Here is a 9867-nt window from a genome sequence, read left to right on the forward strand (position 1 = left end):
CCTCGCGCGCCCGTCAGTGGTGGTGGCCGCCCGGACCGTGCACGTGGCCGTGCGCCAGTTCCTCGGCGCTGGCCTCGCGCACCTCGGTCACCTCGATGGCGAAGTGCAGGGTCTTGCCGGCCAGCGGATGGTTGCCGTCGATGTGCACCTGGCCGTCCTCGACCCGGGTCACGGTGACGTTGAACACGCCCTGCGGGCCGTGGCCCTGGAACTGCATGCCGGGCTGGATGTCCTCGACGCCCTGGAAGGCCTCGTGCGGCACCGCCTGCACCAGTTCCGGCTGGAACTCGCCGTAGCCCTCCGCCGGCGCCACATCGGCGTTGAAGGCGTCGCCGGCCTGGCGGCCTTCCATCTGCTTTTCCAGTCCCGGCACGATCTGGCCCTTGCCGTGCAGATAGGTCAGCGGCTCGCGGCCGGCGGAGCTGTCGACGATCTGGCCGTCGTCGTCGGTGAGCGTGTAATGGAAGGCGGCAACGGTGTTCGGGGCGATCTGCATGTGGAAATCCCGGTGGCGTGGATGAACCGGGGCGTCGCACCGGCATGAATGCCCAGCCTAGCAGATCGCCACGGCCCGCTCCCCGAAGCCCCATGCCAGAATGCGGCGTCCCTCGAGGCTCCCGCCATGCCGTCGATCCTGGCCGACTGGCGCCATCGTCCCACGCATCGCCGCGTGTGGGCGCTGGCGATCCCGATGATCCTGTCCAACCTCACCGTGCCGCTGGTGGCGCTGGTGGACAGCACCGTGGCCGGCCACCTGCCGCATGCCAGCGACCTGGGCGCAGTGGCGGTGGGCAGCGCGGTATACGCCCTGCCCGTATGGAGCATGGGCTTCCTGCGCATGGGCACCACCGGCTTCGCGGCGCAGGCGTGCGGCGCGGGCGACGGCCCGGCGCTGCGCACCATCCTGGCGCAGGCCCTGCTGCTGGCAGCCGCAGCCGGGCTGCTGGTCGGTGCCCTGATGTGGCCGCTGCTGCCGTGGCTGATCGGCCTGATGCATCCCTCCGCCGCGCTCGGCACGCTGGGCCTGGACTACCTGCACCTGCGCCTCGCCGGCCTGCCGGCCGCCCTGCTGAACTACGCGCTGGCCGGCTGGTTCATCGGCAAGCACGACACGCGCACGACGCTGGCGATATTGCTGGTCACCAACCTGGCGAACATCGCGCTGAACCTGTTGCTGGTGCCCGGGCTGAAGCTGGGCGTGCCCGGCATCGCGCTGGCTTCCGTCGCCGGCGAATGGTGCGGCACGCTGTTCGGCCTGGCACGGGCGCGGCAGGCACTGCGCAGCGTATCCGGCCGGGTCGACCGGGCCGCGATGCGCCGCTGGCCGCACTGGCGCCCGCTGCTGGCGGTGAACCGCGACATCTTCCTGCGCACGCTGGCGCTGGAGGCGGTGTTCTTCTCGGTCTCGCTGCTCGGGACGCGGCTGGGCGATGCGGTGGTGGCTGCGAACGCCTTGCTGTTGAACGGCCTGCTGCTCGCCGCGTTCGGCCTCGATGGCCTGGCCAACGCGATCGAGGCCTTGTGCGGCCACGCGATCGGCTCCCGCGACGCCACCGCGCTGCGCCGCGCGCTGGTGGTGGCCGGCGGCTGGGCGTGGCTGGGCAGCCTCGGCTTCGTCGTGCTGTTCGCGCTGGGCGGCCACCTCTTCGTGGACCTGCAGACCAGCCTGCCCGCGGTACGCGCGGTGGCGTATCACGCCCTGCCCTGGCTCGCCGTGCTGCCGCTGGTGGGCGTGTGGAGCTACCTGCTCGACGGCCTGTTCGTGGGCGCCACCCGCGCCCGCGAGATGCGCGACGGCATGCTGCTGTCGACCGCGCTGTTCGCAGTACTGGCCTGGTCCTGCCGCGGCTGGGGCAACGACGGCCTGTGGTTCGCCTTTCTCGCCTTCATGGCGATGCGCGGACTGAGCCTGGGCCTGATCGCGTTCAGGCTGCACCGCCGCCAGGCGTGGATCGCCATGCCCTCGGCTGGCTGAGCGTCGGCTGGCTGAGCGTCGCCTGCCTGCGGGATACTCGGCGCATGACATGCAACACGAAACGGACGACCCGGCCGCGGCACCGGGCCATCCGCGCCGCGGTCGCCCTCGCCGCGGCCATCGCCATCCTGCCCGCCGCCCGCGGCGCCGATGCCCGGGCTTCCGACGCTGCGCAGGCACTCGTCGCACGCATCGACGCCATCATTGGCCAGCCGCGCTTCGACCACGCCGCCTGGGGCATCGAGGTGGTGTCGCTGGACAGCGGCCGTCAGCTGTACGCCCATCGCGCGCACCGGCTGCTGCAACCGGCCTCCACCGCCAAGCTGTTCACCGCCGCCCTGGTGCTGGACACGCTGGGCGCGGACGACCGCATCCCCACCCGGCTGCTGGGCTCGGGACCGCTCCGCCATGGCCGCCTGGACGGCCCGCTGATCCTGTACGGCATGGGCGATCCCACCCTGGGCGCCGCCGACGCCACCCCTGATTGGGCCGAGCGACTGGCGACGCAGCTCGTGGCCCATGGTGTGCGTCGCGTGCATGGCGACCTGGTCGCCGACGACAGCTATTTCGCCGGCCCGTCCATCGGTGCCGGCTGGGAGGCCGGCGACCTGCAGGCCTGGTATGCCGCGCCCGCCTCCGCGCTGAGCGTGGACGAGAACACGGTGACGCTCACCGTCAGCCCCGGCGCCCGCGCCGGCCTGCCCGCGCGGCTCGCGTTCGAGCCCGCCGACGCGACACCGCCACTGGTGGACACGCTGGACACCGGCGCGCCGCACAGCCATGCCGACATCAACCTCTGGCGCGCTCCCGGCGGCGATACCCTGTACGCCTTCGGCAGCATGCCGTCCGGCCAGCCGCCGCGGCACTACCGGCTGGCGGTGACCGAGCCGGCGCGCCTTGCCGGCGAGCGCCTGCGCCGCGCGCTGGCCGCGCACGGCGTGCGGGTGGACGGCAGCGTGCGCACGCTGCACTGGCCGCAACGGGACGCCGCGCTGCTGGCGCAGGCGCAGCCGCTCGGCGAAGTGCTGTCACCACCGCTGGGCGAGATACTCGCGCGCGGCCTGAAGCGCTCGCAGAACCTTTACCTGCAGAACCTGCTGCAGGTCGCCGGCGTGCGCGCACAGGCCGACGCCGTAGCCGCGGGCGAGCCGCAGGCCGGTTTCACGAGCAGCGCGGACTGGGCCCTCCGCGCGCTGCGCCAGCGGCTGCAACGCATCGGCATCGCGCCCGGCACGGTCCTGCTGCAGGAAGGCAGCGGCCTGTCGCGGCAGGACCTGGCCACGCCGGCCACGCTGGTGCGGCTGCTGCAATACCTGGCCGCCCAACCCTACGCCGCGCAACTGCGCGACGCGCTGCCGGTGGCCGGCGTGGACGGCACCCTGCAATGGCGCCTGCGCGACACCCCGGCCGCGGGCAACGTGCACGCCAAGACCGGCAGCATGACCTACGTGGACTGCCTTGCCGGCTACGTCACCACCGCCGCCGGCGAACACCTGGCCTTCGCGATCATGCTCAACGACTACCACCGCCCCGACGACGCGCCACGCGCCAGCGCCGACCTGGACGCCATCGTCGAACTGCTGGCCGGGTTTCGCGGCTGAATGCGCCATGCTGGTGCGCTGCATGAATACAGCGTCCGCACGATTGGGTAGTGTTCCCCCATACAGCCGCAACCGGGGGAATTCATGCTGGCTCGAACCTTGCCGTGTCTCGCACTCGCACTGACCATGGCCACCGACGTGGCCTGCAGGCCTTCACTGAAGCTCGACGAGCTGTTCCACGGCATGCAGCCCTTGACCAGCGATCTGGCCCGCTACGACTACCTGCAGCGGTCCATGTCCCGCCTGGCGCCGGCCGACCGGTCGATTGCCATGCAACTGCTGGCCGGCACCGAGGACGAGCTGGGCTTGTACAACGAGGCCATCCTGGACTTCCCGTTGAAGCCGCGCGTTCCGCTGGGGTTGTCGTTGCCGCAGCCGGAAGCCTGGCGCACCGAAGACGCAGTCGATGTGATCACCCGGCTTGCCAGCGGGCGGCGCATCGTGATGGTCAACGAAGCGCATCACGATGGCCACACCCGCGAACTGACCCTGGCCCTGCTGCCACGCCTGCGCGCGTTGGGTTTCACCCATTTCGCGGCCGAGGCGCTGGGCGACCATGACCCGGAGCTGGCAAAGCGCGGCTACCCGACCATCGCCAGCGGCTCGGAATACCTGCACGAACCGCTGTACGGCGAAATCGTGCGCACCGCGATCAGGCTCGGCTTCGTGCTTGTGCCCTACGACGGCACATCCACCGATACGCCTTCCCGCGAGGAAGAGCAGGCGCGCAACCTGTACCGGCGCGTGTTCCGGAAGGATCCGGATGCACGGCTGTTCGTGCACGCCGGCTATGCGCACGTCGACAAGGCCAAGGGCCGCCTCGGCGACGTGCCGCCGATGGCGATGCAGTTGCAGAAACTCAGCGGCTTCGAACCCCTGAGCGTGGACCAGGTGACCTTCCGCGACGTGCACTCGGGCAATGCGTTCGACCCCTACCACCACCTTGTCGCGGCATTCCAGCCGCGACGACCCGTCGCCCTGATCGCGCGTGCCGACGGCAAGGCCTGGAGTGCCGCGCCGGAACAATACGACGTCAGCATCATCCTGCCGCCCGACACGCCGCCCGCCAAGGCCGCGGAGGAGGACGCGGAGCACACTGCATGGCTCAGCTTCGGTCTCAGCGGCATTCCGGTGCAGGCCGCCAAGACCAAGCCTCCGCGGCCGTCCTGGCTCAACCTGGCAGGCCGGCGACACGCCTATCCGGTCGATGCCTCGCTGTGCCAGCGCAGCTTCCCCTGTGTGGTGGAGGCGCGCTACACGGGCGAGTCCGGCGATGCCACCGCCGCCGACCGCTACGTGTTCGGCAAGGCTTCCGAGCACGAGTCGCTGTACCTGTTCCCGGGGCGTTACAGCCTGCGGGCATCCGGCCTCGACGGCCACAACCTGCACGAGCAAACCATCATGGTGGCCGATGCAGCGCTTCCGGCGGCCGGATCGGTCAGTCCGTGAACAGCCCGCGCGCGATCTTCTCCGGGGTGTCGGTCGGCGCGTAGCGTTTCGCCACCTGGCCGTCGGGACCGAGCAGGAACTTGGTGAAGTTCCACTTGATCGCCTCGCTGCCCAGGATGCCCCTGCCTTCGCGCTTCAGCCACTGGTACAGCGGGTGCGCGCCGTCGCCGTTCACCTCGACCTTGGCGAACAGCGGGAAGCTGACGTCGTAGGTCGTGCTGCAGAAGTTGCGGATCTCCGCCTCGTCGCCCGGCTCCTGGTGACCGAACTGGTCGCAGGGGAAGCCCAGCACGGTCAGGCCGCGGTCGCGATACTCGCGCCACAGCTTCTCCAGCCCCGCGTATTGCGGGGTGAAGCCGCACTTCGAGGCCACGTTGACGATCAGCAGGGTGTGCCCCCGCCATTCGGCGAGCGAGCGCTCGTGGCCGTCGATGTCGCGGGCGCTGAAATCGTAGACGCTGGTCATGTCGGTGTTCCTAAGGATGCGCAAGAGATAAGGTGAAACCCGCTCGCCTGATGAAACCCCGTTCACCCTGAGCGTAGGCCCCGTCCTTGAACAAGGATGGGGCCGGAGTCGAAGGACCAGCGGTGCGAAGCGTTTCGACTCCGCCCGCTGCGCGGGCTACGCTCAACGCGAACGGATACGGCGAATTGGGGAAATGGACGGATGGAAGTCTACGCCAGCGGCTAGAATGGCGTCCCGCCCCCAGCCCCGGTCGCCCGTGATCCGCTTCATCGACGTCCACAAGTCCTACCGCGTCGACGGCCGGGACATCCCCGCGCTGCAGTCGTTCAGCCTCGACATCGCCGACGGCGAGGTGTTCGGCATCATCGGCCATTCCGGCGCGGGCAAGTCCACCCTGCTGCGGCTGGTCAACCTGCTGGAGCGTCCCAGCGGCGGCCGCGTGCTGGTCGGCGACACCGACCTGACCGCGCTGGACGACGCCGCGCTGCGTGCGCAGCGGCAGCGCATCGGCATGATCTTCCAGCACTTCAACCTGCTCGGCTCGCAGACGGTGGCGGAGAACGTGGCGTTCCCGCTGCGCCTGGCCGGCGAACGCGACGCGGCGAAGATCCGCACCCGCGTGGACGAGCTGCTGGCCCGCGTGGGCCTGCAGGCCCATGCGGGCAAGTATCCGTCGCAGCTTTCCGGCGGCCAGAAGCAGCGCGTGGGCATCGCCCGCGCGCTGGCCAACCGGCCGTCCATCCTGCTCTGCGACGAGGCCACCAGCGCGCTCGACCCGCAGACCACCGGCGACGTGCTGGAACTGCTGGCCGAGATCAACCGCGAGCTGAAGCTGACCATCGTGCTGATCACCCACGAGATGGATGTGGTGCGCCGCGTCTGCGACCGCGTGGCGGTGCTCGACGCCGGCCGCATCGTGGAACTGGGCACGGTGGCCGACGTGTTCCTGCACCCGCGGCACCCGACCACGCGCCGCTTCGTGGAAGAGGCGCTGCCCGAGGAGGCCGCCGCCGAGCAGGCGCCCTACGCGCACGTGCCGGGCCGCATCCTGCGCCTGTCCTTCCGCGGCGCGGCCACCTGGACGCCCACGCTGAGCCGGGTGATGCGCGAGACCGGGGTGGACTTCAACATCCTGGCCGGCCGCATCGACCGCATCAAGCAACTGCCCTACGGCCAGCTCACCCTGGCGCTGGACGGCGCCAACGTGGACGCCGCGCTGCACGCGCTGCGCGCCGCCGGCATCGAGATCGAGGAGGTGGCACGATGAGCGACGCACCGCTGCTGCACACGCTGTTCCCCAACATCGACGACTGGGGCGAACTGGGCCGGGCCTGCGTCGACACCCTGCTGATGCTGGGCGGTTCGCTGCTGCTCACCGTGGCGATCGGCCTGCCGCTGGGCGTGCTGCTTTACCTTACGGCCAGGGGCCAGCTGCGCGCGATGCCGAAGCTGTACGGCCTCACCGCACTGGTGGTGAACGTGTTGCGCTCGGTGCCGTTCATCATCCTGATGATCGTGCTGATGCCGGTCACCTATGTCCTGGTCGGCACCAAGCTCGGCATCCGCGGCGCGATCCCGCCGCTGGTGATCGGCGCGGCGCCGTTCTTCGCGCGGCTGGTGGAGACCGCGCTGCGCGAGGTGCAGCCCGGCGTGATCGAGGCGGCGCAGGCGATGGGCGCCAGTACCTGGCAGATCGTGCGCCGCGTGCTGCTGCCGGAGGCCCGCGCCGGCATCGCCTCCGGCATCACCGTCACCGCCATCGCCCTGGTCGGCTACACCGCGATGGGCGGCGCGATCGGCTCCGGCGGTCTGGGCGATCTGGCCTATCGATATGGCTACCTGAGCTACAAGTCCGACTACATGGTGGTGACGGTAGTGCTGCTGATCGTGCTGGTGCAGGCCTTGCAGGCGATCGGCGACCGCGTGGTGGCCCGCCTCTCCCGGCACTGAGGCGGGTTTTGCATCTGGCCGTCTGGACGGCTATTCTTGTGCGACGCACAAGAGAACACTTGCCATGAAACTGCTGCTTGCCGCCTTCGCCGCCACCCTGGCCCTGCTGCTCCTGGCCGGTTGCGCCTCGCACGACGACGAAGAGGACGCCCACACGCTCACCGTGGCCGCCACCGCCGTGCCGCATGCGGAGATCCTCAAGCAGGTGCAGCCGATCCTGGCGAAGGAAGGCGTGGACCTGAAGATCAAGGTGTTCGCCGATTACGTGCAGCCGAACCTGCAGGTGGCCGAGAAGGCCATCGATCTCAACTACTTCCAGACCAAGCCCTACCTCGACGCGTTCAACCGCGAGCGCGGCACCCATCTGGTCACCATCGCGGGCGTGCACATCGAGCCGTTCGGCGCCTACTCGCGCAAGTACAAGCGCATCGACCAGCTGCCCGACGGCGCCACCGTGGCGATCCCCAACGACCCCAGCAACGACAGCCGCGCCCTGCTCCTGCTGGCCAGGCACGGCCTGATCACGCTGAAGGACCCGGCCGACCGGCTGGCCACGCCGAAGGACATCACCGCCAACCCGAAGCACCTGCAGTTCAAGGAACTGGAAGCCGCAATGCTGTCGCGTACATTGGACGAGGTGGACCTGGCGCTGATCAACACCAACTACGCGCTGGCCGCTGGCCTCGACCCGCAGAAGGACGCGCTGCTGATCGAGGACAAGGACTCACCCTACGTGAACTACCTGGTCGGCCGCCCCGACAACCAGGACGATCCGCGCGTGCAGAAGCTGGCGAAGGCGCTGACCAGCCCCGCGGTCAAGGCGTACATCGAGCAGCACTACCACGGCGCGGTGCTGCCCGCGTTCTGACCCTCTCTTCTCCCTCTCCCCTCCGGGGAGAGGGTCGGGGTGAGGGGCCGGGCTTGCGGTGAGGCTCGCACTCGCCGGCGTCCAGGCAAGATTGGCCCCTCATCCCAGCCTTCTCCCCGGAGGGGAGAAGGAGCCAAAGCGCGGGTCAGCCCTGCGATGCGGGGATCTGGAACACCTGCCGCAGGTAGGCCACGTAGGCCTCGTCCTCGCACATGTTCTTGCCCGGCGAATCGCTGAGCTTGGCCACCGGCTGGCCGTTGCAGCGGATCATCTTGATCACGATGTTGAGCGGCTCCGGCCCCGCGTCGTTGCTGAGGTTGGTGCCCACGCCGAAGGCCAGCAGGCAACGGCCGCGGAAGTGCTCGTACAGCCGCATCACCTTGGGGATGTCCAGGCTGTCGCTGAACACCAGCACCTTGCTGCGCGGGTCGACGCGGTTGGCGCGGTAGTGGGCGATCATCCGTTCGCCCCATTCGAACGGGTCGCCCGAGTCGTGCCGCGCGCCGTCGAACAGCTTGCAGAAGTACATGTCGAAATCGCGCAGGAAGGCCTCCAGGCCATACACGTCGGACAGCGCGATGCCGAGGTCGCCGCGGTACTCCTTCGCCCAGGCCTCCAGCGCCGCCACCTGCGAATCGCGCAGGCGCGGCCCCAGCGCCTGGTGCGCCTGCAGGTACTCGTGCGCCAGCGTGCCCAGCGGGGTGAGGCCCAGCCGCATGGCGAACCACACGTTGCTGGTGCCCGCCAGCTGCTTGCCCAGGCCGTCGCGCAGGGTTTCCAGCACTTCCTCGTGCCATGTACGCGAGAAGCGCCGGCGCGTGCCGTAGTCGGCGATGCGGCAGTGCTCGTAGTCCGGCGTTTCGTGCAACAGCGCGATCTTGGCCTGCAGGCGGCGCCGCCCCTCGGCCAGGTCCAGGTCCGGCTGCGCGTTGCGGAAGTACACCTCGTTGACGATCGCCAGCAGCGGCACCTCGAACAGGATGGTGTGCAGCCACGGCCCCTGGATGCGGATCTCGATCTCGCCGTTACCGGACGCGGCCGGCTCGATCGTCACGTACTTGGCATTGAGCTGGAACAGGCCCAGGAAGTCGACGAAATCGCTCTTGATGAAGCGCATCGAGCGCAGGTAGTCCAGTTCCGCCTCGGTGAAGCGCAGGCTGCACAGGCTGGCCAGTTCGGCGCGGATCTCGTCGAGGCAGGGCACCAGGTCGATGTCCGGGGTACGGCACTTGAACTTGTACTCGACCTGCGCCGCCGGGTAGTGGTGCAGCACCACCTGCATCATGGAGAACTTGTACAGGTCGGTGTCGAGCAGGGATTCGATGATCATGGACCGTCCATGCAGGCGGAAGACCGCCGGCTGGCCGACGGGTGAGCCTGCGATTATCCGCCCGGGCAGCGCCGCGATCCATGCGCCGCCACCCGGCAAGCGTCCTCCGGCGGCACGGGCATCCGGCACAAAAAAAGGTTCTTCTCCCAATCGAGGGAGAGGCGCACGGCCGACCCGGCAGACTTGCTGTTCTCTAGGCAACAAATCGGGGACGGCCGTGGCCGACGG

The 9867-nt window shown here is 69.5% G+C and carries 9 protein-coding genes; 6 read left to right on the plus strand and 3 right to left on the minus strand.

Annotated elements, in window-relative coordinates:
• Positions 1-13 precede the first annotated feature (13 nt).
• A complete protein-coding gene (locus tag QMK61_RS15925) occupies positions 14-496 on the minus strand; it encodes a peptidylprolyl isomerase (protein ID WP_302073218.1) in 483 nt (160 codons plus the stop codon).
• A gap of 126 nt (positions 497-622) precedes the next feature.
• Here QMK61_RS15925 and QMK61_RS15930 point away from each other — a divergent pair, with 126 nt between their 5' ends.
• The 3 genes from QMK61_RS15930 (at position 623) to QMK61_RS15940 (ending at position 5025) form a co-directional block, all read left to right on the plus strand.
• Entirely contained in the window at positions 623-1975 is a 1353-nt protein-coding gene (locus QMK61_RS15930; protein ID WP_302073219.1) for an MATE family efflux transporter, read from the plus strand.
• 44 nt (positions 1976-2019) lie between these two features.
• Positions 2020-3576: a D-alanyl-D-alanine carboxypeptidase/D-alanyl-D-alanine-endopeptidase gene (gene dacB, locus QMK61_RS15935; protein ID WP_302073220.1), complete on the plus strand. Its 1557-nt coding sequence runs from the start codon at positions 2020-2022 to the stop codon at positions 3574-3576.
• A gap of 126 nt (positions 3577-3702) precedes the next feature.
• A complete protein-coding gene (locus QMK61_RS15940; RefSeq protein ID WP_302073221.1) occupies positions 3703-5025 on the plus strand; it encodes a hypothetical protein in 1323 nt (440 codons plus the stop codon).
• Here QMK61_RS15940 and QMK61_RS15945 read toward each other — a convergent pair.
• Positions 5015-5491, minus strand: coding sequence for a glutathione peroxidase (locus QMK61_RS15945; RefSeq protein WP_302073222.1), 477 nt, complete (start codon positions 5489-5491; stop codon positions 5015-5017). The genes QMK61_RS15940 and QMK61_RS15945 overlap by 11 nt on opposite strands.
• A gap of 256 nt (positions 5492-5747) precedes the next feature.
• Between QMK61_RS15945 and QMK61_RS15950 the strand changes: the two genes are divergently transcribed.
• The 3 genes from QMK61_RS15950 to QMK61_RS15960 all read left to right on the plus strand — a co-directional run bounded on the left by QMK61_RS15950 (position 5748) and on the right by QMK61_RS15960 (position 8309).
• Entirely contained in the window at positions 5748-6758 is a 1011-nt protein-coding gene (locus tag QMK61_RS15950; RefSeq protein ID WP_302073223.1) for a methionine ABC transporter ATP-binding protein, read from the plus strand.
• On the plus strand, positions 6755-7441 hold the full coding sequence (locus QMK61_RS15955) for a methionine ABC transporter permease (protein WP_302073224.1): 687 nt from the start codon (positions 6755-6757) through the stop codon (positions 7439-7441). The genes QMK61_RS15950 and QMK61_RS15955 overlap by 4 nt, the downstream gene beginning before the upstream one ends.
• Before the next feature lie 64 nt (positions 7442-7505).
• Entirely contained in the window at positions 7506-8309 is an 804-nt protein-coding gene (locus QMK61_RS15960) for a MetQ/NlpA family ABC transporter substrate-binding protein (protein ID WP_302073225.1), read from the plus strand.
• A 145-nt stretch (positions 8310-8454) separates the two neighbouring features.
• Here the strand turns inward: QMK61_RS15960 and pncB are convergent, their stop codons facing one another.
• A complete protein-coding gene (pncB, locus tag QMK61_RS15965; RefSeq protein ID WP_302073226.1) occupies positions 8455-9639 on the minus strand; it encodes a nicotinate phosphoribosyltransferase in 1185 nt (394 codons plus the stop codon).
• Positions 9640-9867: the final 228 nt, after the last annotated feature.

Source organism: Fulvimonas sp. R45 (genome assembly GCF_030504985.1).
Lineage (GTDB): Bacteria > Pseudomonadota > Gammaproteobacteria > Xanthomonadales > Rhodanobacteraceae > Rhodanobacter_A.